Source organism: Streptomyces sp. NPDC004721 (assembly GCF_053601495.1).
Window position 1 is genome coordinate 14,029 of record NZ_JBSGBZ010000061.1, and the last position, 24,368, is coordinate 38,396.

Genomic DNA, 24,368 nt, shown 5'->3' on the forward strand with positions numbered 1-24,368 from the left:
AGTCGGCGTGCGTGCGGTTCTGCCGCACGCCGGCCGCCCGGACACCTTCAACGTATGACACCGCGTGTCATCCGGCAAGGCACTGAGTGCCAGAATTTTCGCTCAGACGAAAACTTTACGCAACAAATGAGCGATGATCGATCGAACTGGGCCGCCGAGACGGGCGAAAAGGGGCTCCGACATGCAAAAACGGCCACCCCGTGGGGGTGGCCGTCGGCTACGCGGCTCTCGTGGTCGCGAGGCGGTACGCGGCTCTCGCTCGTCGCGAGGCTCTTCAGCGCTCTTTCAGCGCCTCCTCGATGGTCCGCATGACCTCTTCCAACGGGGCGTCGGTGCGGGCGACGGCCACCAGCACCTCGCCCTGCTGCGACACCGCCGCCGACGGCCCGGCGCCGGACGCGGGCGCCGCGGCGCGGCCGGCCCCGATCCCGGTGCCGAACGTCTTGCGCACGATCGCGAAGGCGTGGTCGAGCTGCGCCTCGACGTCTCCCCGGCCGTCGGCCCGCAGCCAGCGCCGCAGCACGTGGTTGTGCGCGGTGACCACGGCCGAGGCGGCGACCTCCGCGAGCAGCGGGTCGTCGTTGGCGTCGTCGGCGTGCACGCGCTCGTCGAAGTGGCCCAGCAGATAACGCGTGAACAGGCGCTCGTAGCGGGCCACGGAGGCGATCTCCGCCTCGCGCAGCGTGGGCACCTCGCGGGTCAGCTTGTAGCGGGCGACCGAGATCTCCGGCTGCGCCGCGTACATCTTCATGACTTCCTTGATGCCCCGGCACACCGTGTCGAGCGGGTGCTCGTGCGCGGGGGCCGCGTTGAGAACGGCCTCGGCGCGGATCAGGGTGTCGTCGTGGTCGGGGAAGATGGCCTCTTCCTTGGAGCGGAAGTGCCGGAAGAAGGTGCGGCGGGCGACCCCGGCCGCCGCGGCGATCTCGTCGACCGTGGTCGCCTCGTACCCCTTGGTCGCGAACAGCTCCATCGCGGCGGCCGCCAGTTCCCGGCGCATCTTGAGCCGTTGGGCGGCCGCGCGGGAGCCGGCGGCGCTCTCCGGCGCGTCGGGCGTGGCGGGTGTACGTGTGGACTTGGCGGGCTGGGGCATGACCCGAACGTACTGCATCCGTGCAGCCCGGTGCGCACGTCCCCGGGTTCCTCCGTCCTCGGTGGACGGGGGAGCGGCCGCCGGCTCCAGCAGGCCGCCCCACTCCCGTCCGTCCGCGAACCGGTCGCCGGACCGGTCAGCGCCGGGCATATTCGCGGAAGCCGCGGCCGGTCTTGCGGCCGAGGCAGCCCGCGGCCACCAGATGCTCCAGGAGCGGTGCCGGGGCCAGGCCCGGGTCGCGGAACTCGCGGTGCAGGACCTTCTCGATGGCCAGTGAGACGTCCAGGCCGACGACGTCGAGCAGTTCGAACGGGCCCATGGGGTAGCCGCCGCCGAGCTTCATCGCCGCGTCGATGTCGTCCAGGGACGCGTAGTGCTCCTGCACCATCTTGACCGCGTTGTTGAGGTACGGGAACAGCAGGGCGTTCACGATGAAGCCCGCGCGGTCCCCGCAGTCGACGGCGTGCTTCCTGATCCGGACGCAGACCTCGCGGACCGTCGCGTGGACGTCGTCCTCCGTCAGCACCGTGCGGACGACCTCGACCAGTTTCATCGCGGGCGCCGGGTTGAAGAAGTGCATGCCGATCACCTCGTGCGGGCGCGAGGTGGCGCGGGCGCAGGCGACCACGGGAAGCGAGGAGGTGGTGGTGGCCAGGATCGCGCCCGGCTTGCAGACCTTGTCCAGCGCCGCGAACAACTGCTGCTTGACCGCCAGGTCCTCGGCGACGGCCTCCACGGCGAGGTCCACCTCGGCGAAGTCGTCGAGGCTGCCGGTCGCCGTGATCCGGTCCAGGGTCTGCGCGGCGGCCTCGGCGGTCAGCCGGCCCTTGTCGACAGAGCGCGAAAGCGACTTGCCGATACGGGCCTTGGCGGCCTGTGCCTTCTCCGCGCTGCGGGCGGCCAGCACGACCTCGTATCCGGCCTTCGCGAACACCTCGGCGATGCCGGAGGCCATGGTGCCCGAGCCGGCGACGCCGACGGAGCGCACGGGGCGGCCGGGGGCGAGCACGTCACCGGCCGGCGGGGTCAGCGCGTCCCGCACGACGGTGCCGCTGCCCGGGGCCTCGTAGGTGTAGAAGCCGCGGCCCGCCTTGCGCCCCGTCAGGCCGGCCTCGCTGAGCTGCTTCAGGATCGGCGCGGGGGCGTGCAGCCGGTCGCGCGACTCGGCGTACATGGCCTCCAGGACCGTGCGCGCGGTGTCGACGCCGATCAGGTCGAGCAGCGCCAGCGGGCCCATCGGCAGTCCGCAGCCGAGCCGCATCGCGGCGTCGATGTCCTCGCGGGAGGCGTACCTCCCCTCGTACATCGCCGCGGCCTGGTTGAGGTAGCCGAACAGCAGCCCGTCGGCGACGAATCCGGGCCGGTCGCCGACCGCGACGGGCTCCTTGCCCAGTTCGAGGGCGAGGTCGGTGACCGCCTCGACGGCCTGCGGGGCGGTCAGCACCGAGGCGACGATCTCGACCAGCCTCATGGCCTGCGCGGGGTTGAAGAAGTGCAGGCCGAGCACCCGCTCCGGGTGGGCCGAGTCGGCTGCCAGACGGGTCACCGACAGGGCGTTGGTGCCGGTGGCCAGGATCGCCCCCGGCCGCACGATGCCGTCCAGCTCCCGGAGGATCTGCTGCTTGGTCTCGTACGACTCCGGCGCCACCTCGACGACCAGGTCGGCGTCGGCCGCCGCGGCCAGGTCGGTGGATGTGCGCACGCGGGCGAGCACGTCCGTGCGCTCCCGTTGGGTCAGGCGCCCGCGTTCCACGGCGCGGGCGGTGGAGTTCTCCAGGGCGGCGACGCACCTGGCGGCCGCCGCCTCGCTGATGTCGATGCCGACGACCTCGCGGCCCGCGCGGGCCAGGACCTCGGTGATGCCGGTGCCCATGGTGCCGAGGCCGACGACGGCGATCGTCTTCAGCGGGGACAGGGAGATGTCGGAGAGGGGAGTGGCCATCGCGGGACTCCAGGAATGAGGGTGACGACTGGGAACGCGTCCCCGGTGCGCCGACGGGAGCACCGGGTGCGGAAGGAAGAGGTTGCGGGTGTCGCCGGGCCGTGAGCGCACATGCCCGGTGCCGGTCGCCGCGGGCGCCTGCGCGCCCGGCAGCCGGCGAAGCCGACCGGCTCTGTCCCGAAGCCGGGTCGTACTGCGGTACTCGGGGTACCGAACCGACAACACTCACGGTGGCTGCGTCACCAGGCCACTGCGAGAGGGTGCGAGAGGGTGTCTCGCTCGTCTGAGCTTAACCGGTGGGTAACGAGCGCGCCACCCCCCTGAGTTTGTGATGTACGTCCCGCGCGACGGATCGCGAGCCTAGGCTGTTTTCGTGGACGAAGAGTTGCGATCGCTCACGGAGCGCATACGGCAGGAGGCGGGCGGATCGGCGGCGTACGAGCATCTGGCGGCCACCCGGGACCCGGGCGAGCTGGCGGAGGTGCTCACGGCGCCCGGGCAGCCGCTGTGGGCCCGGGAGTTGGCCGCGTTCCGCCTCGGCCTCGCGGGGGACCGGCGGGCCTTCGAGTCCCTGGTGCTGCTGCTGAACCACCGCGACCCGCAGCGCTGCGTCGGTGCCGCGTACGCGCTGGCCCGGCTCGGCGATCCCCGCACCGCCCGCGCCGCGGCGGCCCTGGCCACCAACGAGTTGCGTGTCGCCTACGCGCTGCATCCGGTACGGCTGCTGGTGGAGCTGCGGGCCCCCGAGTCCGTGCCCGCCCTGATCACCACGCTGGAGCGCAGGCTCCGCCCGCACGACCCCTACCGCCGGGTGGCACTGGCCTGTGTGGAGGGCCTGGGCGCGCTGGGCGACGGCCGGGCCCGCCCCGTCCTCACCGAGGCCCTCGCCCACCCGGCCCTGGCGGAGGCGGCGGTCGACGCCCTGGCCCGCATCCCGAAGTCAGGGTGAGCGGCCGGGACCCGCGGGAGCACGCGGACGGGTCCGGCGGCCGGGCGAGCGAACACCTCACTCGGGCAGTACGGCGAACGCCTCGACCTCCATCAGGAAATCGGGACGGACCAGGGCCGCGACCTGGACGGCCGAGGAGGCGGGCAGGCGGTCGTCGGCCAGGTGGGCCGTGCGGGCGGCGCGGATCGCCGGGAGGTGGGCCGTGTCCGTGAGGAAGTAGGTGAACTTGACGACGTTGTCGAAGGTCGCGCCGGCGGCGGCCAGGCAGCGACGGAGGTTCTCGAAGATCTGCCGGGCCTGCGCGTCCGGGTCGCCCTCACCCACGAGTTCGCCGTTCTCGTCCAGGGCGACCTGGCCGGAGATCGCGACGAAACGGCCGGTGCCCATGACGACATGGGAGTAGTGCGCGGCGGGGGCGACCCCGTCGGGGGCGGGAATCCTGGTTGGCTCGCTCATGCGTCCATGGTGGACCATGCGTCCGGCAACCACGATCCGGTCACCACCCCCGACGGACCGTCAGACCGCTTGCGGCGGCCCGGCGGAGCCGGTTCGGCCGCTCAGCCGCGGAAGCGGACGAGGTCGTGCAGCGCCGCCCCGCGCGCGGCACCGGACGGGGAGGCGGCCGCGGCGGACGCAGCCGCGCCCAGCGGCTTCGGTTCGGGCAGCCGTTGGCACACCGCGTCCGCGACACCGTGCCCGCGCGGCACCTTGCCGTTGGTCAGATACGTCGCCAGGTGCTTGTCCAGGCAGGCGTTCCCGCTCAGCGTGATGCCGTGGTTGCCGCCGCCCTGCTCGACCACCAGGCTGGAGTTCCGCAGCAGCCGGTGCACCGTGGCACCGCCCTCGTAGGGAGTGGCCGCGTCGTCGGTCGCCTGGAACAGCAGCACCGGCGGCAGCTTGCCGTTGGCGACATTCACCGAGCGCTTGGACGAGACCGGCCAGAAGGCACAGGGCGCGTTGTACCAGGCGTTGTTCCAGGTCATGAACGGTGCCTTGGCGTACACGGCCCAGTTGTCCTTGCGCCACTGCCGCCAGTCGCGCGGCCACGAGGCGTCCCGGCACTGCACGGAGGTGTAGACGCTGTAGCCGTTGTCGCCGGAGGCGTCCACGGCGGCGAAGTTGTCGTACGCCTCGACCAGCGGCCCGGTCTTCTTGTCGTTCGCGTACGCCGCGAACGCCTGGGCGAGGTAGGGCCAGTAGCCGTCGTAGTAGCCGCCCGGGATGAAGGTGTCCTCCAGTTCGGAGGCGCCGACCTTGCCGCCCGCGGGCTTCCTGGCGAGTGCCGCCCGCATCGCGTACCACTTGGCCTCGATCTTCGCCGGGTCCGTGCCCAGCTTGTAGGTCGAGTCGTGCTGCGCGATCCACGCGACGAAGGCTTGCTGGCGGCCCTCGAAGGCGTAGTCCTGCCGGATGTTGTCCTCGTACCAGACGCCCGTCGGGTCCACGATCGAGTCGAGGACCAGCCGGCGCACCCGCTCGGGGAAGAGCTTGGCGTACACCGCGCCGAGATAGGTGCCGTAGGAGTAACCGAAGTAATTGATCTTCTTCGCGCCGAGGGCCCGGCGGATCGCGTCCATGTCGGTCGCCGCGTTGACCGTGTTGATGTGCGGCAGCACGCTCGCGTGCTTCTTTCCGCAGGCGGCGGCGAAGGACGTCGCGCGCGCGAGGTTGGCGTTCTCGATCGCGGGAGTGTTCGGCACCGAATCCGGGCGCACCGGTTTGAAGGAGCCCGGCTTGCAGTCGAGCGCCGGGGAACTCTTGCCCACGCCGCGCGGGTCGAAGCCGATGACGTCGTACTGGGCGGCGACCTGCTTGGGCAGGGAGGAGGCGACGAAACCGGCGAGTGAAAGGCCGCTGCCGCCGGGGCCGCCGGGGTTGACCAGCAGGGGGCCCTGGTAGGTCTTGGCGGTGTGCGGGACGCGGGACAGCGCCAGCGTGATCTTCTTCCCGGACGGATGCCTGTAGTCGAGCGGCACCTTCACGGATCCGCACTGGAGGGTCGGATACCTGGTGGTGCCGCACTTCTTCCATGTGACCTTGGCGGCGGATACGGCGGCTGCGGGATGCGGCGTGCTCGCGTCGGCGGGGACGGCCGTGAGGGATCCGGCCATGACGACGGCGGCACCGCACAGCACGGCAGCGCTTTTTCTCATAGGTCCTCCCAGGACGGAGAGGCTGCGGACCGCGGTCTCGCGGTCCTCGCCGCATAGTCCCGGAAAGATCTAGCGGAAGAACGCGTTCTGGCAATTCTTGACCCAATTGGGCCGGGTGATGCGCTCGAACGATCTCAAATGAGCGTGAGTTGAGTCGGTTCGGACATCGGGGGCGGCGTCGGCTCGGCCGGCTGGATGCGGCGAGCCGCTCCCGCGCGCGCCGGGCCGATCCCGTACTCCCGTGCCAGCTCGTGGACCTGACGGGTGATCCGGCGCTGGTACCACTTGGGGGCGTAGGCGCCCTCGGAGTAGAGCCGCTCGTAGTGGCGCACGAGGTGCGGGTGGTGCTGTTCGAGCCAGGCCATGAACCACTCGCGGGCGCCGGGCCGCAGATGCAGCACCAGCGGGGTGACGGAGGTGGCCCCGGCTGCCGCTATCTCCCTTACGGTGTCCCGCAGTTGGGCCGGTCGGTCGCTCAGGAACGGGATCACCGGCGCCATCAGCACCCCGCAGCCGATGCCGTGCTCCCCGAGGGTGCGCACGACGTCCAGGCGCCGCTCGGGCGCGGGAGTGCCCGGCTCGACGGTGCGCCACAACTCGGTGTCGGTGAAGCCCACCGAGACGCAGACGCCCACCTCGGTGACCTCGGCCGCCTGGGTGAGCAGGTCCAGATCGCGCAGGATCAGCGTGCCCTTGGTCAGGATGGAGAAGGGGTTCGCGTGGTCGCGCAGCGCGCTCAGGATGCCCGGCATCAGCCGGTAGCGTCCCTCGGCCCGCTGGTAGCAGTCCACGTTCGTGCCCATGGCGATGTGCTCGCCGTGCCAGCGGCGCGAGGCCAGCTGGCGGCGCAGCAGCTCCGGCGCGTTCACCTTGACCACGATCTGCGTGTCGAAGCCGATGCCCGTGTCGAGGTCCAGATAGCTGTGCGTCTTGCGCGCGAAGCAGTACACGCACGCGTGCGTACAGCCGCGGTACGGGTTGACCGTCCACTCGAAGGGCATGCGCGAGGCGCCCGGAACCCGGTTGATGATCGAACGGGCCCGGATCTCGTGGAAGGTGATCCCGCGGAACTCGGGAGTGTCGAACGTACGTGTGACGACCGCGTCCGCCCCGAAGAGCGCGGCGTCGGCCCGGCCGTGACCGGAGTCCCCGGAGTTCCCCGGGTCCACGGTGAGGTTGTCCCAGCGCATGGCGCCTCCTGGATAGTGCTCTCCACAGAATAGAACACATGTTCCCTTGATCGTGCGGGTGACCGTACGGACGCCGTTCCCGATCGCCCGCTGTGCCGTGTTCGATCACTTGCCGGGCCCCGATTTGGGGCCTCGGGCGGCGGGGTGATTGGCTTGCCCCAAGCCTGAGAACGGATGTCCTGGAGGAAGCCATGGCGCAGGTCGAGGCCACTACGGAGCGGGTCGTCGCCGCCGACGCGGAGACTGTGTTCGACGCGGTCGCCGACTACAGCGGCACCCGCCCGAAGGTGCTGCCCGAGCACTTCAGCGAGTACGAGGTGCGCGAGGGCGGCGACGGCGAGGGCACCCTCGTCCACTGGAAGCTCCAGGCCACCAGCAAGCGGGTCCGCGACTGCCTGATGGAGGTGACCGAGCCCTCCGACGGCGAGCTGGTCGAGAGGGACCGCAACTCCTCCATGGTCACCGTCTGGCGTGTGACCCCGGCCGGCGAGGGCAAGTCCCGCGTCGTGGTCACCACCACCTGGAAGGGGGCCGGGGGTATCGGTGGCTTCTTCGAGAGGACGTTCGCCCCCAAGGGCCTCGCCCGGATCTACGACGCGATGCTCGCCAAGCTCGCCACCGAGGTCGAGAAGTAGCCTTTCTGGAGCAACTCCTCTGCCGGCGAGCGTCGTTGGCAGCTCACCGGTTCGAGTGGATCTCCCCCCGGACCGGAGGCCCGCCGTAACTCGTCGCCTTGTCCACAGTTGTCGCATTGCGCGGCAATCGTGCGGCAGGTGCGACGAGGGAGCGGTACGTGGGCGGGATCACTCTGGTGCAGGACGAGCCGGTCGCGGCGCCCCCCAGGGTCCCCGCTCCGCCGTCGGCCCCCGCCCCGCGGCTGGGCCCCCGCGGGGTGCGGCTGGTCTTCGTCGGGCTGATGCTCGCGCTGCTGCTGGCAGCGCTCGACCAGATGATCGTCGCCACCGCGCTGCCGAAGATCGTCGGCGAGCTGCACGGCCTGGACCGGATGTCCTGGGCGATCACCGCCTATCTGCTCACCTCCACCGTCGGCCTGCCCATCTACGGCAAGCTCGGCGACCTGATCGGCCGCAAGGGCGTCTTCCAGTTCGCCATCGCCGTCTTCGTCGCCGGCTCCGCGCTCGCCGGACGGGCGCAGACCATGGACCAGCTCATCGCCTTCCGCGCGGTGCAGGGCATCGGCGCGGGCGGACTGATGATCGGCGTGCAGGCCATCATCGCGGACATCGTGCCGCCCCGGCAGCGCGGCCGGTTCATGGGACTCATCGGCGCGGCCTTCGGACTCGCCTCCGTCGCCGGGCCGCTGCTCGGCGGCTACTTCACCGACCACCTGTCCTGGCGGTGGTGCTTCTACATCAACGTGCCGTTCGGCCTGGTCACCCTGGCCGTGATCACCGTCGTGCTGAAGCTGCCCAGGCCACGGGTCAGGGCCGGCTTCGACGTGCTGGGCGCCCTGCTGCTGGCCGCCGCCTCCACCTGCCTGGTGCTGCTGACCAGTTGGGGCGGCACCGAGTACGCCTGGGGCTCACGGGTCATCCTGGGGCTGGGCGCGGGCGCCGTCGCGGCCACCGCGCTCTTCCTCGTCGCCGAGCGCTTCGCCGTCGAACCCCTCATCCCGCTCAGGCTGTTCCGCGACTCCGTCTTCAACGTCAGCGGCCTGGTCGGACTCGTCGTCGGCGTCGCGCTGTTCGGGGCGGCCAGCTACCTGCCCACCTTCCTCCAGATGGTCGACGGCGCCTCGGCCACCGAGTCCGGACTGCTGATGCTGCCCATGATGGGCGGCATCGTGGGGGCGTCCATCGTCTCCGGGCAGCTCATCAGCCACACCGGCCGCTACCGGATCTACCCCGTCCTCGGCAGCGCCCTGTCCGCCCTCGGCATGTGGCTGCTGTCCCGGCTCGAAGTCGACACGTCCCGGCTCCAGTACAGCGTCTGGATGGCCGTACTCGGCGCCGGGATCGGCCTGGTGATGCCGGTGCTGGTGCTCGCCGTGCAGAACTCGGTGCGCCCCGCCGACCTCGGCACGGCGACCAGCGCCAACAACTACTTCCGACAGATCGGCGGCAGCGTGGGCGCCGCCGTCTTCGGCACCCTGTTCGCCGGCCGGCTCACCGACGCCCTGCGCGACCGCGTTCCCCCGCGCGCGGGTGCCGCCCTCCCCGACCCCGAGTCGATCACCCCGCAGGCCGTGCGGGCACTGCCGCCGGCCCTGCGCGACGCCTACGTGGGGGCGTACGCGGACGCCATGCCGCGGATCTTCCTCTACCTGGTGCCGGTGCTCGTCCTCGGCCTGCTCATCGCCTTCTTCCTCAAGGAGAAACCGCTGGTGTCCCACAACGCCCATGTGACCGACCCGGAGACCGCGCCGCTGAACCCCACCGTGCCGCAGGCCCGTTCACCCTTCGCCGCCGGCGTGCCCGTCTGCGGCACCGTGCAGCATCCGGACGGCACCGTCGTGCCCCGCGCGGCGCTCACCCTGATCGACGTCGCGGGACAGCAGATCGGCCGGGGCGCGAGCGGCGACGACGGGCGGTACGCGCTGTCCACGCCGGGCACCGGCTCGTACGTCCTGATCGCCGCGGCCGGCGGGCACCAGCCGCAGGCCGTTTCCGTGACCGTCGGCGAGCGGCCCGTCGAACTCGACGTCGTCCTCGGCGGCGCCGGACGCCTCACGGGCACCGTGCGCACCGCCGACGGCAGCCCCGTGCGCGACGCCACCGTCACCTTGACCAATGTGCACGGCGAGGTCGTCGCCAGCACCCGCAGCGGGCGCGAGGGCGGCTATGCCATCACCGAACTCGTCGCCGGGGAGTACACCCTCGCCGGCAGCGCGCCCGCCTTCCGCCCGGCCGCGCTGCCGGTCAGCGTGCAGGCCGCGCGGGAGACCCGCCAGGACGTCGAGCTCGCGGGCGGGGCCGTGCTGCGCGGGACCGTCCGGGCCAGTGGCGGGCGGCCCGTCGAGGACGCGCGCGTCACCCTCCTCGACGCCGCGGGCAACGTCGTCGACACGCTCACCACCGGACCCGATGGGACGTTCCGGTTCGTCGACCTGTCCTCCGGCGAGTACACCGTGATCGCGGCCGGCTACCCGCCCGTCGCCACGGTGCTGCAGGTGGCGGGCGGTGGACGTACGGAACGGGATCTCCAGCTCGGGCACGAGGACTGAACAGCGCGTCGGGCGAGCGCACCACCGCGCGCCGGTGCGCTCCCCCTGAGACCAATTCGCGTATTGCCGCACATCGTGACGGGCCGTCGCCGTACCGTGGTGCCCGGGGGACAGATCTTGCGCAGCCGTGGGGAGAGGGGCCTGGGTCATGGACCGTGGCACCGAATGGGGCGTACCTCCGGGCCGCGGAGCCGGGGGCCGCGCGGTGGCGGCGGACGTCCCGGCCGGACGGGTCCCGCTGGCCGTGGTCGTGGTCGACGACGACGGCCTGGTGTCGCACTGGAGCAGGGGCGCGCGGCGGCTGCTCGGCAGAGCCAAGGAAGAGGCGATCGGCAGCCCGGCGGCCGACCTGCTGCCCGTCTCCGGCGCCCTGCCCGATGAGGCGGACGGTGCCCCCTACCGGTCCCACGGCGGCTATGACGGGCCAGGCCCCGGTCTGGAGTCCTCGCTGGACGGGCGGCTGTCCTACCCGGCCGCCGGCCGGGCCCGGCTCGCCGTGCCGGAACGGGACCGGGTGGACGTCCTGTGGTGGGCGTACCCGCTGGTCGGCCCGGGGCGGGAGCGGCTGCTCGTGCTCGCCGCCGACGCGGACGGGCTGCGCCACAGCGACGGACACGTTGACGGGGACGAGGACGCGGACCAGGTCGTGGACGCGGGCGCGTTCGAGCGCATCGCGCCGGCCTTCGCCCTGCACACCGACTTCCCCGGCGCCGACGAACTCGCGCGTCGGCTGCCCGAGATCCTGCCCAGCATGAGTGTCGGAGAGAGCGCCCGCATCGTCGCGCAGGTGCTCGAACTCGGCTACCCGGTACTGGAGTTCAGCCAGAACGACCGGGTGCCCGTCACCCCCGACTGGGGTGTGCCGCGGCGGGTCGAGCGCAGGGCGCGCCGCGAGCGGGCCGCGCGGGCGGCGGCCCAGGGACTGCCCTTACCGGAGGAACAGGCCGACGACGGGGTCGAGGACCTCGAGTACGCCGCCGTGCGCGAGCGCCTGGAGTTCCTCAACGAGGTCAGCGGAAGGATCGGCACCTCGCTCGACCTCGCGCGGACCATCGTCGAGGTCAGCCGGGCCGTCGTACCGCGCTTCACCGACGTGGCCTGCACCTACCTGCGCGAACAGGTCGTCGCCGGCGAGGGGTTCCCCGAGGGCGTGCCCGACACGACCACCATGTGGCACCGGGTGGCCCTGGAGCACACCGACGAACCCGGCCGCTGGGACGACGTCGTACCGGTCGGCGAGGCCATGCCGTTCCCGGCGGACACGCCGTTCTTCCAGTGCATGACCTCCGGCGAGCCGGTGCTCATACCGCGGATCAGCGAGGAGATGGGCCATGCCATCGCCTGCCAGTTCGAAAAGCGTGACCTCCGGCCGATGATCACCAACCGCTCCATGCTGGTCGTACCGCTGAAGGCGCGCAACGTCGTCCTCGGCTTCATGGCCCTGCTGCGTCACCCCGAGCGCGCCGAGTTCAACGACATGGACCGGGTCACCGGTGCCGAACTCGCCGCCCGCGCGGGCCTCGTGCTCGACAACGCGCGCATGTACACGTACCAGGAGAGCGTCGCCGAGACCCTCCAGGACAGCATGCTGCCGAGCATCCCGGCGCGGATGGCGCGCTGCGACGTCGCCACCCGCTATCTGCCCGGCACGCTGCTCGGCCGGGTCGGCGGCGACTGGTTCGACTCGGTCAAGCTGCCCGGGGCCCGCACCGCACTGGTCGTCGGCGACGTCATGGGACACGGCCTGAACTCGGCCGCGATGATGGGGCAGTTGCGTACGGCCGTGCAGACCATGGCCGCGCTGGACCTGCCGCCCGCCCAGCTGCTGCGCAGCCTGGACGACCTCGCGCAGCGGCTCGGCGACACCTACCTGGCGACGTGCCTGTACGCCGTGTACGACCCGATCGCGAGCGAGGTGCACCTCGCCAACGCCGGCCACATACCGCCGGTCCTGGTGCGCGCGGACGACGGCCGCAGCGAGTTGCTGGACCTGCCCACGGGGGCGCCCATCGGCGTCGGCGGGGTGCCCTTCGAGGCGGTACGGGTCCCCGTGCGGCCCGGCGACCGGCTGGTGATGTGCACCGACGGGCTGGTCGAGGTGCGCGGCGAGGACATCGGTGTGGGTCTCGCCACACTGTGCGAGTCCGCCGCCCACCCGGCCGCGTCCATGGACGACGCCTGCGACACGATCATTCGCGCCCTGAACACGCGTGGTGGCCGCAAGGACGACGTGGCGCTGCTGATGGCCCGCCTGAACGGCATCGAGCCGGACGACGTCGCCCAGTTGCGTCTGGCCCGCGATCGCGCCGAGGTGGGCCGGGCCCGCGCCGTGGTCCGTGAGCAACTGCACGAGTGGGGCCTGGCCCGGCTCACCGACCCCACCGAGCTGATGGTCAGCGAGCTGGTCACCAACGCCGTACGGCACTCCCACGGCAGACCCGTCGAACTGCGCCTCGTCCGCGGCGACACCCTGCTGTGCGAGGTGGAGGACGACGACCACGACCTGCCCACCCTGCTGAGCGCCGGCCCGGCCGACGAGTCCGGCCGGGGCCTGCGGGTGGTCAGCACCCTCGCCCGCGAGTGGGGCACAAGCCGTACGAACACCGGCAAGACGGTCTGGTTCGAACTCGCCCTGCCCCGCCGCTGACCCGCCCCCGGCACACCACCGTTCGAGGGTCCGGTCCCTCCGTTCCCGCTCCGGCACCCGGTGGTTGTGGGGCCGGGCCCCGGCCGGTAGACCGGAAGGACCGTCGGCTGTGACGGAACAAGGCTGCTTTGCAGGGGAGTTGGGCATGAGTGCGACGAGCCGGTACCGGCAGGCGTGGGAGGGGTTCTGGAGTGAGGCTCCCGAGGAGCCGGGGTCGGTGTTCTGGGACGCCGGGCCCGAGGTGACCGCCGGTCTCCATCTGCCGCTGCTCCGACCACACTTGGCCGACCTGGTGCTGACCCTGGTCGACCTGGGGTGCGGCAACGGCACACAGACCCGGTTCCTCGCCGGGCGCTTCGGGCGCGTCGTCGGCGTCGACATCGCCGCGGCGGCCGTCCGGCACGCCCGGCGCGGCGACCGCGCGGGCCGGGCCGCGTACCGGGTGCTGGACGCCGCCGACAAGAGCGAGGTGGAGACGCTGCACGCCGAGCTGGGCGACGTGAACGTCTACATGCGGGGCGTGCTGCACCAGTGCGATCCGGACGACCGGCAGGCGCTCGCCGACGGGATCGCCACCCTCGTCGGCGAGCGCGGCCGGGTCTTCCTCGTTGAACCGTCCGAGTCCGCCCGCCTGGTCCTGGGCGGACTCGCGCGGGACCCCGCCGGTCCGCCGCCCAAGCTCGCCCCGGTCCTCCGGCACGGCATCGCGCCCGGCGAAGTCGCCGACGCCGCCGTGCCGCAGTATCTCGGCTCGGCCGGCCTCACTGTCCTGGCGGGCGGTGAAATGCCCCTGGTCACCGCGGAGTTCACCTCCGACGGCACCCGTATCGAGCTGCCGTCGCAGTGGTTCGTGGCAGGCCGCGCCCACTGACCGGCCCGGCGGTCGTGCTCTGCGTGTCAGTGGGACGGCGTATTGTCGCATTGGCGTAGTTTGAAGGGAGTGGGGGCCCGAACCGACCCCTACACGCTGTAGGGTTACGCCCACCCCCCCCCGCAGACCGAACGGAACAGAGACGAGAGGTGGCCGTGTCGATCGTCGCGCCGGAGCCGGACGTCAGTGTCGTCGTCATCGTCTACAACGACGAAGAGCGACTTCCGACAGCCGTAGGTTCCGTCCTCGAGCAAACACTTCGCAATGTCGAGGTGATCATCGCCGACGACTGCTCGACGGACGGCTCCCACGAGGTCGCGCAGGCGCTCGCCGCGGCCCACCCCGACCGGGTGCGGGCGATCCGGCTCCCGGAGAACAGCGGCGGCTGCGGAGAGCCCCGCAACCAGGGCGTCAAGGTGGCCCGCGGCCGGTACGTGATGTTCCTGGACAGCGACGACACCCTGGAGCGGAACGCCTGCCGCAACATGATCGAGGCCGCCGACCGCACCGACGCCGATCTCGTCTCCGGCCTGTGTGTCCGGGTTCACACCGACAGCCGGCACGACAAGCGCGTGCTCTGGTACCCCTGGCTGTACCGGAGCACCCGCACACTGGACTCCGTCGCCGAGCTGCCGGACCTGTTCGTCTTCGACACCCTGTCGACCAACAAGTGCTACCGGCGCCGGTTCCTGATCGACAACGACCTCGTCTTCCCCCGGGGCATCCACTACGAGGACCTGCTCTTCTCCGCGCAGGCCTATCTGGCCGCGCAGCGGATCACCCTCATCCCCAACACGGTCTACCACTGGAACGTGGTCCAGAAGACCGCCGTCAAGTCGATCAGCAACCGGCGCGGTGAGATCAGCAACTTCGCCGACCGGGTCGAGATCCACCGCCGTATCGACGCCATCCTGGACCGCCAGGGCCAGGACGAGCTGAAGCTGCGCAAGGACATCAAGTTCCTCAAGCACGACCTGGTGCTGTACCTGCGGGATCTGCCCTTCCTCGACGACGACTACCGCCACCGCTTCGCCGAACTGGCCCGCGGCTACGTCCAGGACTTCCCCGACGCGGCCTACGCCGAGCTCGACCGCGTCCACGCCATCTGCGCCCAGCTGCTGCTGCGCGAGGACTGGACCGACCTGATGCCGGCCATCGACACCCTCATCAACCGGCACAAGATCTCCGCCCCGCTGGCCGAGCGGGGCGGCCGGGTCTACTGGACCGACCGCTACCTCGACGACCCCGAGATGCGCGCCGTCCTGGACGTCACCACCCTCGGCTACCACGCCCGGCCGCTGAACCGGATGGCCCTGCGCAACCGGCTCACCGAGTACGCGGTCCACGGCGGCGACGTGGTGCTCGCCGGCGAGATCGTCAACCCGCTGCACGCCATCGACCCCGGCGCCGAGCTCAGCGCCGAGCTGGAGTTCCGGGCCCGCCGCCGCAGCCTCCAGACCTTCCGCTTCCCGGTGCCCGCCCCGCGCCACGAGGGCGACGCGATCGCCTGGCGTGCCCAGGTGCCGCTGGCCCGGCGGCTCAGACCACTCGGCATCATCGACGACGTGTGGGACGTCCGGCTGCACCTGACCGCCGGCGGCAAGCGCACCACCAGCCGGCTCACCGTCGGCGCCGTCGACCTGGAGAACGCCGCGTCCCTGCCCGTCCGGCCCCGCCTGACCCGGCTCATGGCCGACCGGCTCGAGGCGCAGGTGTCCGCCAAGGGCCACCTGGCCTTCCGGCTCATCCAGCAGGGCCGGCTCGCCCGCACCGGCCGCGCCGCCGTCGAGCGCAATCTGCACGGGCGCCCCGCGCGGGCCGCCAAGCGCGCCTACCGCACGCTGCGGGCCGTGCGCCGCGACCTGAACTCCGGCACCCGCAAGCTCCAGGTCTACGACCGCATGCTGCGCAGGCTGCCCGTCCGCAAGGGCACCGTCGTCTTCGAGAGCCACCTCGGCAAGCAGTACAGCGACAGCCCGCGCGCCATCTTCGAGGAACTGCGCCGCCGCAAGGCGCCGATCACCCCGATCTGGTCGTACGCCGGCGAGCGCCCCACGGGCTTCCCGAAGGACGCGCAGCTGGTGCGCCGCTGGTCCTGGCGCTACCTCAAGGCGCTCGCCCAGGCGGAGTTCTGGATCGACAACCAGGGCTACCCGCTGCGGCTCGCCAAACGCCCGGAGACGACGTACATCCAGACCTGGCACGGCTCGGCCCTGAAGCGGATGGGCTTCGACGAGCCCACCTACCGGATGCTGCCCGAACCGGAGCAGCGCTCCTACCAGCAGGCGCTGGACCGCTTCGACCACTTCGTGGTCCGCGGCGAGCACGACGTGCGCACCCTCGCCCGCGCCTACCGCATCCCCGAGGAGAAGCTGCTGCGCACCGGCTACCCGCGCAACGACGCCCTGGTGCGGGTCCGCGAGGGGGCACCGCTGCCCGCCGACGCACAGCGGCTGGCCGAGCGGCTGGGCCTCGCCCCGGACCGGCGCGTGCTGCTGTACGCGCCGACGTTCCGCGCCCATCCCGACGGCCGCGTACGGGACTTCGAGTTCCCCTTCGACATCGAGGAATTCGCCGCGCGCTTCGGCGACGACCACACCCTCCTCGTCCGCGCGCACTACCTGAACCGGCTCACCCTGCCGCCGTCGGTCGCGGGGCGCGTGATCAACGTCAGCGCCGAACCGGACATCACCCCGCTGCTCCTGCTCGCCGACTCCCTGATCACCGACTATTCGTCGGTGATGTTCGACTACGCGCTGCTCCGGCGTCCCATCGTGTTCTACGCCCACGACTGGGAGCAGTACGCCCAGGACACCCGCGGCACCTACTTCGACCTGCTGGCCGAGGCGCCGGGACCCGTCCCGCGCACCGAGGACGAACTGTTCACCGTGATCGGCGACCTGAGCACCGTGCAGTCGAAGTACGAGGCCCGGCTGAAGGAGTTCGTGGACAAGTACGGCGAGTACGACCGCGGGGACGCCGCGGCGCAGATCGTGGACCGATTCTTCGGCCCCGCAGGAGAGACCCGATGACCCAGCGCGACATCTTCTTCGTGGCCAACGAGGTCAACGAACTCGGCGGTGTGGGCCGCTGGCAGATCCAGATGGCCGAGTCGCTGGCCGAGCGCGGGCACCGGGTCACCGTCGTCGGCGTCACCCCGCCCAACCATCCGATGGCCCTCGGCGACCAGCCGCCGTTCCGGACCGTGACGCTGTACGCCCGCCGCCCGCCGGGCCGGCCCAGGCCACGCCGCCTGCTCGGCCGCTTCGACCCGGCCGTGCGCCGCCACGAGACCCACATGCGGACCGCCGCGAGCCGACTCTCGTCGCTGTTCCAGGACGCCCGGCCCGGCGCGATGATCATCGTCGCCCAGGTGTGGGCGATGGAGTGGGTGGCCCTCGCGGACACCGCCGGACATCGCGTCATCGGCATGACCCACGAGTCCTTCGAGACGTCCCGCAAGTCGTCCCGCTTCGCGCGCGTGAAGAGGTACTTCAAGGACGTCGACCGGCTGCTGGCACTCACCCGGGAGGACGCCGACCACTGGGGGGTCGAGGGCATGAACAACGTCGGTTTCATGCCCAACCCGCTGTCCATCGTGCCCGACACCCCCTCGCCGCGCACCGAGAAGGTCGTCGTGAACGTCGGCCGGCTCTCCCACGAGAAGGGCGTCGACATGCTCCTGGACGCCTGGGCCGAGGCCGCGCCGAAGCAGCCCGGCTGGACCCTGCGCATCTACGGCAGGGGAGAGGCCGAGGCGCAGCTCAAGCGGCAGCGCGCGGAACTCGGCCTGGAGGACTCCGTCGACTTCGCCGGGCAGACCGACGACGTGCCCGGCGCGCTGCGCGGCTCCTCCGTCTTCGTCCAGTCCTCCCGCGGCGAGGGCTTCCCGCTGGTCCTGCTGGAGGCCATGGCGACCGGCGTGCCGTGCGTGGCCTTCGACTGCGCGCCCGGCGTCCGCGAGATCGTCGCCCACGAGGAGAACGGCCTGCTCGCCCGACCCGGCAACACCTCCGAACTCGCCCGTCATCTTGTGCGCCTGATGGCCGACGAGCGACTGCGCGACACGATGGGCGACGAGGCCCTGCGCAGCGCCCACCGCTTCGACCCGGACGTCATCACCCAGCGCTGGGAAGACCTCTTCGACTTCCTGGAACGCTGAGGACCGCACCGCCCGCCGCCCGCGCCCCCGGCACCCCCCGGTGCCCGGGGCGCCGGAGGTGAGAGGGGTGTGTCCCCGCCGTTCGCCCACCCGCCGACTTTCACCGCCTCTCCGTAGCCGGTTCGCTGATCGGCGCGTAACGTGACGCTCCATGAAGATCCTCATCAGCGCCGACATGGAGGGCGCCACCGGTGTCACCTGGCCTGCCGACGTGTTGCCGGGGACGCCGCAGTGGGAGCGGTGCCGGGCGATGTTCACCTCGGACGTCGACGCGGCCGTACGCGGCTTCTTCGACGGGGGCGCCGACGAGGTCCTCGTCAACGAGGCGCACTGGACCATGCGCAACCTGCTGCTGGAGCGGCTGGACGAGCGGGCGCAGATGCTCACCGGACGGCACAAGTCGCTGTCCATGGTGGAGGGCGTGCAGCACGACGACGTCGACGGCATCGCCTTCGTCGGCTACCACGCCGGCGCCGGCATGGAGGGCGTCCTCGCCCACACCTATCTCGCCAACTCCATCACCGGGGTGTGGCTGAACGACGTACGGGCCAGCGAGGGGCTGCTCAACGCCCATGTGGTCGCCGAGTACGGGGTGCCGGTGGTGCTGGTCACCGGGGACGACGTGGCCTGCGAGGACGCCCTCGGGTACGCGCCCGGGGCGCTCAAGGTCGCCGTGAAGGACCACGTGTCGCGGTACGCGGCCGTGTGCCGCACCCCGGCCCGCACCGCTGCCGACATCCGCGCAGCGGCCAAGCAGGCGGCCGAACTGGCGGTCCGTCACGAACCGGTGGAGGGCGGCCCGTTCACCGTCGCCGTCGAGTTCGACGCCGAGCACCTCGCCATGGCCTGCACCGTCGTGCCGGGAGTGGGCCGGGCCGGGGAGCGCAAGGTCGCCTACACCAGCGCGACCATGTACGAGGCGATCCGCACCTTCAAGGCGGTCACCACGATCGCCTCGTCCGCGATCGAGGAGCAGTATGGCTGACGCGCAGGCGCTGGACGAGGTCGTCGGCTTCACGTCCGACCTGATCCGCATCGACACCACCAACCGGGGCGGCGGCGACTGCCGGGAGCGCCCGGCGGCCGAGTACGCCGCCGAGCAACTCGCCGGGGCGGGACTGGAACCGGTGCTCCTGGAGCGCACCCCGGGCCGGACCAACGTCGTGGCCAGGATCGAGGGCACCGACCCGGCGGCGGACGCGCTGCTGGTGCACGGTCATCTGGACGTGGTGCCTGCGCGCGCCGAGGACTGGAGCGTGCACCCGTTCTCCGGTGAGGTCCGCGACGGGGTCGTGTGGGGCCGGGGCGCGGTCGACATGAAGAACATGGACGCGATGGTCCTCGCCGTGGTCCGCTCCTGGGCCCGGCAGGGGCTGCGGCCGCGGCGGGACGTGGTGATCGCCTTCACCGCCGACGAGGAGGCGAGCGCCGAGGACGGCTCCGGCTTCCTCGCCGAGCAGCACGCGGGGCTGTTCGAGGGCTGCACCGAGGGCATCAGCGAGTCGGGGGCGTACACCTACCACGACGGCGCCGGACGGCAGATCTACCCGATCGCCGCCGGTGAGCGCGGCACCGCCTGGCTGCGGCTCTCCGCGCACGGGCGGGCGGGCCACGGCTCCCGGGTCAACCGGGAGAACGCGGTGACCCGGCTCGCCGCGGCGATCGCCCGGATCGGCGCCCACGAATGGCCCGTACGGCTCACCCCGACGGTGCGCGCGGCCCTCACCGAACTCGCCGTCCTGTACGGCATCGAGGCGGACCTGCGGGACGTGGACGCGCTGGTGGACAAGCTGGGCCCGGCGGCCCGGCTGGTCGAGGCGACGCTGCGCAACAGCGCCAACCCCACCATGCTCGAGGCGGGTTACAAGATCAACGTGATCCCGGGGGAGGCGGTCGCCCACGTCGACGGGCGGTATCTGCCCGGCAGCGAGGAGGAGTTCCGCGCCACCCTCGACGAACTGACCGGACCGGACGTGGACTGGGAGTTCCAGCACCGCGAGGTGGCGCTCCAGTCGCCGGTCGACTCGCCGGCCTTCGCGGCGATGCGGGCCGCCGTCGAGGAGTTCGCGCCGGAGGGCCACGTCGTGCCGTTCTGCATGCCCGGCGGCACCGACGCCAAGCAGTTCTCCCGGCTGGGCATCACCGGGTACGGGTTCTCGCCGCTGAAGCTGCCCGAGGGCTTCGACTACAACGCCCTGTTCCACGGAGTCGACGAGCGTGTCCCCGTCGAGGCGCTGCACTTCGGCGTCCGCGTCCTGGACCGCTTCCTGCGGACCGCCTGAGACGATGGGGGAAAACGTGCGCACCCTGCCCTGCGGATCCTGGCCCTCGCCCATCGACGCGGCCCTCGCGGCCGCGCACGACGGCAAGCCGGAGTTCCCCGGATTCGTCGGCGACGAGGTGTGGTGGACCGAGCCGCGGCCCGCCGAGGGCGGACGCCGGGCGCTGGTACGGCGGCACGCCGACGGCTCGCAGTCCACGGTGCTGCCCGAGCCGTGGAACGTGCGCAGCCGCGTCATCGAGTACGGGGGCCGGCCCTGGGCGGGAGCCGTCGTGGACGGCACGCCGCTGCTGGTGTTCGTGCACTTCGCCGACCAGCGCCTGTACCGGTACGAGCCCGGCGGCGAGCCCCGCCCGCTCACCCCGCTCTCGGCGGTGGGCGGCGGACTGCGCTGGGCCGAACCGCAGTTGCGCCTGGAACACGGCGAAGTGTGGTGCGTGCTGGAGGAGTTCACCGGGGAGGCGCCCACCGACATACGGCGCGTCCTGGCCGCCGTACCGCTCGACGGCTCGGCGGCCGGGGACCGGGCCGCGGTGCGCGAACTCACCGACGACCGGCACCGGTTCGTGACCGGCCCCCGGCTCTCCCCCGACGGACGGCGCGCGGCCTGGCTGGCCTGGGACCACCCGCGGATGCCGTGGGACGGCACGGAGCTGCTGGTGGCCCAGGTGCGCGCCGACGGCTCGTTCGGCGCGCCCCGGACGGTGGCCGGCGGCCCCGAGGAGTCCATCGCCCAGGCGGACTGGGCCGTCGACGGCTCACTGCTGTACGCGAGCGACCGCAGCGGCTGGTGGAACCTCTACCGCGACGGTGAGCCCCTGTGCGTGCGCGAGGAGGAGTTCGGCGGCCCGCTGTGGAAGCTGGGCCAGCGCTGGTTCGCGCCGCTGGACTGTGGTCTGATCGCGGTCGTGCACGGTCGCGGCGCCACCGCCCTCGGCGTGCTCGACCCGGAGACGGGCGAGGTCGTCGACACGGCGGGCCCCTGGACCGAGTTCGACGCGGCGCCGGCGGCGCACGGCGACCGGGTCGTCGCGGTGGCCGCCGGCCCCCGCAGCGCGTACGAGGTCGTCGAGCTGGACACCCGCACAGGCCGGGCACGGGTGATCGGGGCCGCCCACGACGACCCGGTCGACCCCGCCTACTACCCCGAGCCGCGGATCCGCACCTTCACCGGGCCGGACGGCCGGGAGGTCCACGCCCACATCTACCCGCCGCACCACCCCGATTGCGTGCCGCCCGCCGGCGAGCTGCCGCCGTACGTCGTGTGGGCGCACGGCGGGCCCACCAGCCGGGCGCCCCTCGTGCTCGACCTGGAGATCGCCTACTTCACCTCGCGCGGCATCGGGGTCGCCGAGGTCAACTACGGCGGATCCACCGGGCACGGCCGCGAGTACCGCAACCGGCTGCGCGAGCAGTGGGGCGTCGTCGACGTCGAGGACTGCGCGGCCGTCGCGCTCGCCCTCGCCGAGGAGGGCACCGCCGACCGCGCCCGGCTGGCGATCCGGGGCGGCAGCGCGGGCGGCTGGACCACGGCGGCCTCCCTGACCACGACCGACGTGTACGCCTGCGGCACGATCAGCTACCCGATTCTCGACCTGACCGGCTGGGGCAGCGGGGAGACCCACGACTTCGAGTCGCAGTACCTGGAGACCCTGGTCGGGCCGATCGCCGAGGTGCCCGGCCGGTACGCGGAGCGCTCGCCCGCCGAGCACGCCCACCGGATCACGGCGCCCTTCCTGCTGCTCCAGGGCCTGGACGACGTGATCTGCCCGCCGACCCAGTGCGAGCGGTTCCTCGCCCGGCTGACCGGCCGGCGGGTGCCGCACGCCTACCTCGCGTTCGAGGGCGAGGGGCACGGCTTCCGCCGGGCCGACACCATGGTGCGGGCGCTGGAGGCGGAGCTGTCGCTGTACGCTCAGGTCTTCGGCCTGGACCCGGCCGGCATCCCCACCCTGGAGCTCGGCACGTGAAGGAACTCGTCCGCCCCACCCGGCTCGCCCCTGGTGCCCGCGTGGCCGTCGTCGCGCCCAGCGGGCCCGTGCCCGAGGAGCGGTTGCAGGCGGGCCTGGACGTGCTGCGCGGCTGGGACCTGGATCCGGTGGTGGCGCCGCACGTGACGGCCCGGCACGGCACGTTCGACTACCTGGCGGGTACGGACCGCGACCGCGCCGCCGACCTTCAGGGCGCCTGGTGCGATCCGTCCGTGGACGCGGTGCTGTGCGCCCGCGGCGGCTACGGGGCGCAGCGCATGGTGGACCTGCTCGACTGGGAGGCCATGGGGGCGGCGGGCCCGAAGGTGTTCGTCGGGTTCAGCGACATCACCGCGCTGCACGAGGCGTTCGCCACCCGCCTGGGCCTGGTCACGCTGCACGGACCGATGGCCGCCGGTGTCGACTTCGTCAAGAACGACCGGGCGCAGCGGCATCTGCGAGCGACCCTGTTCGCGCCCGAGACGGTCCGCACGATCGCCTCCGGCGGCCCGGCCCTGGTTCCCGGGCGGGCCCGGGGCGTCACCCTCGGCGGCTGTCTGGCCCTGCTCGCCGCCGACCTCGGCACACCGCACGCGCGGCACGGCGCGGCCGGCGGTCTGCTGTGCCTGGAGGACGTGGGCGAGGAGGCCTACCGCCTGGACCGCTACCTCACCCAACTGCTGCGGGCCGGCTGGCTCGACGGGGTGCGCGGGGTGCTGCTCGGCTCGTGGAAGGACTGCGAGACCCCCGACCGGGTGCGGGCCCTGCTCGCCGACCGGCTCGGCGGACTCGGGGTGCCCGTCGCCGAGGAGTTCGGCTTCGGGCACTGCGAGGGGGCGTTGACGGTTCCCTTCGGTGTCGCGGCCGAACTCGACGCGGACGAGGGCACGTTGGCGCTCGACGAGCCCGCCCTTCGCTGACCGTGCGGCGGCCGGGCGCGCGCCGCGCGTAGGGTGACGGCATGCCGCACACCGCAGCCCGCTTCCTCGCCGAGGGGCCCCGCGTGGGCATCCGCCCCTTCACCCGGGAGGACGGCGCCGAGTTCACCGCACGGGTCCGGGAGAGCGAGGACCTGCACCACCCGTGGCTCTTCCCGCCGGCCACCGCCGAGGCGTACGCCGCCTACGCCCGGCGGCTGATCGAGGACCCGGCGAAGGCGGGCTTCCTGGTCTGCGAGAAGGACGCGGGCGCACTCGCCGGGTTCGTCAACATCAACAACATCGTGCACGGCGCCTTCCGGTCCGGAGCGCTCGGCTACGGAGCCTTCGCGCACGCCGCCGGGCGCGGCCTGATGCGCGAGGGCCTCGACCTCGTCATCGGGTACGCCTTCGGCCCGATGCGGCTGCACCGGCTGGAGATCAACGTCCAGCCGCTGAACACCGCCTCGATCGCGCTGGCCCGCGCCTGCGGCTTCCGCCTGGAGGGCTTCTCGCCGGACATGCTCTTCATCGACGGGGCCTGGCGCGACCACGAGCGGTGGGCGCTCACCGCCGGGATGCGCGCTTGAAGTTGACCTTCATGGTGTCCAGGTCCGTCACGGTCGACCGCAGGTCACGAAAGCCGTATCCGAGGCCGCGCAGGGCGGTCTCCGCGCGGTCCTCCGCGATCGCGGCCGCCATCTCCTCGTCGTCCTCCGCGTCGCACACCACGACGTAGCGCATCGAGAAGTGCTTCAGCGGGGACGGCTCGTACGACAGCGAGCCCTCCTCGGTGAACCGCATGCTGAGCATGCCGTGCTCGTCCGCCTCCGCGCGCAGCCGTTCCCGTGCCTCGTCGGTCAGTGCGTCCCAGGTGCCCCGGACGATCACCCGGTAGGTGTGCTGCTCGCTCATCGGATCTCCGTACTTCTCCATGCTCGGCCATCGGCCACAGGGGTCGACCGGCCGACTCTACGGCGCCCACGACGCGCCGGCCACGGAATATCGC

The 24,368-nt window shown here is 72.2% G+C and carries 18 protein-coding genes; 12 read left to right on the forward strand and 6 right to left on the reverse strand.

Annotated features, from left to right (window positions below):
• Positions 1-274 precede the first annotated feature (274 nt).
• Complete coding sequence (locus ACWEK3_RS35390) at positions 275-1,093, reverse strand: TetR family transcriptional regulator (RefSeq protein WP_376407345.1); 819 nt, start codon at positions 1,091-1,093, stop codon at positions 275-277.
• Positions 1,094-1,229: 136 nt separating this feature from the next.
• Complete coding sequence (locus ACWEK3_RS35395; RefSeq protein WP_450539743.1) at positions 1,230-3,035, reverse strand: 3-hydroxyacyl-CoA dehydrogenase family protein; 1,806 nt, start codon at positions 3,033-3,035, stop codon at positions 1,230-1,232.
• A gap of 373 nt (positions 3,036-3,408) precedes the next feature.
• Between ACWEK3_RS35395 and ACWEK3_RS35400 the strand changes: the two genes are divergently transcribed.
• The gene (locus ACWEK3_RS35400) at positions 3,409-3,984 is read left to right on the forward strand and encodes an adenylosuccinate lyase (protein WP_450539745.1); all 576 of its coding nucleotides are present in this window, start codon (positions 3,409-3,411) and stop codon (positions 3,982-3,984) included.
• A gap of 57 nt (positions 3,985-4,041) precedes the next feature.
• Here the strand turns inward: ACWEK3_RS35400 and ACWEK3_RS35405 are convergent, their stop codons facing one another.
• The 3 genes from ACWEK3_RS35405 to ACWEK3_RS35415 all read right to left on the reverse strand — a co-directional run bounded on the left by ACWEK3_RS35405 (position 4,042) and on the right by ACWEK3_RS35415 (position 7,327).
• On the reverse strand, positions 4,042-4,440 hold the full coding sequence (locus tag ACWEK3_RS35405) for a RidA family protein (protein WP_361421371.1): 399 nt from the start codon (positions 4,438-4,440) through the stop codon (positions 4,042-4,044).
• Between the two features lie 101 nt (positions 4,441-4,541).
• Positions 4,542-6,137, reverse strand: a complete 1,596-nt coding sequence (locus ACWEK3_RS35410) for an alpha/beta hydrolase (protein WP_453251565.1) — start codon at positions 6,135-6,137, stop codon at positions 4,542-4,544.
• A gap of 134 nt (positions 6,138-6,271) precedes the next feature.
• Positions 6,272-7,327 carry an Rv2578c family radical SAM protein gene (locus ACWEK3_RS35415; protein WP_453251566.1) on the reverse strand — a complete coding sequence of 352 codons (1,056 nt, stop codon included), beginning with the start codon at positions 7,325-7,327 and terminating at the stop codon, positions 6,272-6,274.
• A gap of 191 nt (positions 7,328-7,518) precedes the next feature.
• On the opposite strand from ACWEK3_RS35415, the gene ACWEK3_RS35420 reads away from it, so the two are divergent.
• The 11 genes from ACWEK3_RS35420 (at position 7,519) to ACWEK3_RS35470 (ending at position 23,949) form a co-directional block, all read left to right on the forward strand.
• Positions 7,519-7,962, forward strand: a complete 444-nt coding sequence (locus ACWEK3_RS35420; protein WP_450539750.1) for an SRPBCC family protein — start codon at positions 7,519-7,521, stop codon at positions 7,960-7,962.
• A gap of 158 nt (positions 7,963-8,120) precedes the next feature.
• Positions 8,121-10,511 (forward strand): MFS transporter, encoded by a 2,391-nt coding sequence (locus tag ACWEK3_RS35425; protein WP_453251567.1) that lies wholly within the window; start codon positions 8,121-8,123, stop codon positions 10,509-10,511.
• Between the two features lie 148 nt (positions 10,512-10,659).
• Positions 10,660-13,158, forward strand: coding sequence for an ATP-binding SpoIIE family protein phosphatase (locus tag ACWEK3_RS35430; RefSeq protein WP_453251568.1), 2,499 nt, complete (start codon positions 10,660-10,662; stop codon positions 13,156-13,158).
• A 145-nt stretch (positions 13,159-13,303) separates the two neighbouring features.
• A complete protein-coding gene (locus ACWEK3_RS35435; protein WP_450539755.1) occupies positions 13,304-14,029 on the forward strand; it encodes a class I SAM-dependent methyltransferase in 726 nt (241 codons plus the stop codon).
• 155 nt (positions 14,030-14,184) lie between these two features.
• Positions 14,185-17,061 carry a bifunctional glycosyltransferase/CDP-glycerol:glycerophosphate glycerophosphotransferase gene (locus tag ACWEK3_RS35440; RefSeq protein ID WP_453251569.1) on the forward strand — a complete coding sequence of 959 codons (2,877 nt, stop codon included), beginning with the start codon at positions 14,185-14,187 and terminating at the stop codon, positions 17,059-17,061.
• A complete protein-coding gene (locus ACWEK3_RS35445) occupies positions 17,058-18,191 on the forward strand; it encodes a glycosyltransferase (protein WP_453251570.1) in 1,134 nt (377 codons plus the stop codon). The genes ACWEK3_RS35440 and ACWEK3_RS35445 overlap by 4 nt, the downstream gene beginning before the upstream one ends.
• Positions 18,192-18,342: 151 nt before the next feature.
• The gene (locus tag ACWEK3_RS35450; RefSeq protein WP_390724690.1) at positions 18,343-19,176 is read left to right on the forward strand and encodes a M55 family metallopeptidase; all 834 of its coding nucleotides are present in this window, start codon (positions 18,343-18,345) and stop codon (positions 19,174-19,176) included.
• The gene (locus ACWEK3_RS35455) at positions 19,169-20,473 is read left to right on the forward strand and encodes a M20/M25/M40 family metallo-hydrolase (protein WP_453251571.1); all 1,305 of its coding nucleotides are present in this window, start codon (positions 19,169-19,171) and stop codon (positions 20,471-20,473) included. The genes ACWEK3_RS35450 and ACWEK3_RS35455 overlap by 8 nt, the downstream gene beginning before the upstream one ends.
• Before the next feature lie 4 nt (positions 20,474-20,477).
• Entirely contained in the window at positions 20,478-22,442 is a 1,965-nt protein-coding gene (locus tag ACWEK3_RS35460; protein WP_450539761.1) for an LpqB family beta-propeller domain-containing protein, read from the forward strand.
• Positions 22,439-23,362, forward strand: a complete 924-nt coding sequence (locus ACWEK3_RS35465; RefSeq protein ID WP_453251572.1) for a S66 peptidase family protein — start codon at positions 22,439-22,441, stop codon at positions 23,360-23,362. The genes ACWEK3_RS35460 and ACWEK3_RS35465 overlap by 4 nt, the downstream gene beginning before the upstream one ends.
• A 41-nt stretch (positions 23,363-23,403) precedes the next feature.
• On the forward strand, positions 23,404-23,949 hold the full coding sequence (locus tag ACWEK3_RS35470; protein ID WP_365419172.1) for a GNAT family N-acetyltransferase: 546 nt from the start codon (positions 23,404-23,406) through the stop codon (positions 23,947-23,949).
• Here the strand turns inward: ACWEK3_RS35470 and ACWEK3_RS35475 are convergent.
• Positions 23,927-24,274: a DUF6204 family protein gene (locus tag ACWEK3_RS35475; protein WP_453251573.1), complete on the reverse strand. Its 348-nt coding sequence runs from the start codon at positions 24,272-24,274 to the stop codon at positions 23,927-23,929. The genes ACWEK3_RS35470 and ACWEK3_RS35475 overlap by 23 nt on opposite strands.
• Positions 24,275-24,368 lie beyond the last annotated feature (94 nt).

Excerpts from the sequence above, each read along its gene's own strand:
- ACWEK3_RS35435 (WP_450539755.1), top strand. The coding sequence starts at position 13,304 with ATGAGTGCGACGAGCCGGTACCGGCAGGCGTGGGAGGGGTTCTGGAGT.
- ACWEK3_RS35475 (WP_453251573.1), bottom strand. The coding sequence starts at position 24,274 with ATGAGCGAGCAGCACACCTACCGGGTGATCGTCCGGGGCACCTGGGAC.
- ACWEK3_RS35410 (WP_453251565.1), bottom strand. The coding sequence starts at position 6,137 with ATGAGAAAAAGCGCTGCCGTGCTGTGCGGTGCCGCCGTCGTCATGGCC.
- ACWEK3_RS35415 (WP_453251566.1), bottom strand. The coding sequence starts at position 7,327 with ATGCGCTGGGACAACCTCACCGTGGACCCGGGGAACTCCGGGGACTCC.
- ACWEK3_RS35390 (WP_376407345.1), bottom strand. The coding sequence starts at position 1,093 with ATGCCCCAGCCCGCCAAGTCCACACGTACACCCGCCACGCCCGACGCG.
- ACWEK3_RS35420 (WP_450539750.1), top strand. The coding sequence starts at position 7,519 with ATGGCGCAGGTCGAGGCCACTACGGAGCGGGTCGTCGCCGCCGACGCG.
- ACWEK3_RS35455 (WP_453251571.1), top strand. The coding sequence starts at position 19,169 with ATGGCTGACGCGCAGGCGCTGGACGAGGTCGTCGGCTTCACGTCCGAC.
- ACWEK3_RS35460 (WP_450539761.1), top strand. The coding sequence starts at position 20,478 with ATGGGGGAAAACGTGCGCACCCTGCCCTGCGGATCCTGGCCCTCGCCC.
- ACWEK3_RS35405 (WP_361421371.1), bottom strand. The coding sequence starts at position 4,440 with ATGAGCGAGCCAACCAGGATTCCCGCCCCCGACGGGGTCGCCCCCGCC.
- ACWEK3_RS35395 (WP_450539743.1), bottom strand. The coding sequence starts at position 3,035 with ATGGCCACTCCCCTCTCCGACATCTCCCTGTCCCCGCTGAAGACGATC.
- ACWEK3_RS35450 (WP_390724690.1), top strand. The coding sequence starts at position 18,343 with ATGAAGATCCTCATCAGCGCCGACATGGAGGGCGCCACCGGTGTCACC.
- ACWEK3_RS35470 (WP_365419172.1), top strand. The coding sequence starts at position 23,404 with ATGCCGCACACCGCAGCCCGCTTCCTCGCCGAGGGGCCCCGCGTGGGC.
- ACWEK3_RS35445 (WP_453251570.1), top strand. The coding sequence starts at position 17,058 with ATGACCCAGCGCGACATCTTCTTCGTGGCCAACGAGGTCAACGAACTC.
- ACWEK3_RS35430 (WP_453251568.1), top strand. The coding sequence starts at position 10,660 with ATGGACCGTGGCACCGAATGGGGCGTACCTCCGGGCCGCGGAGCCGGG.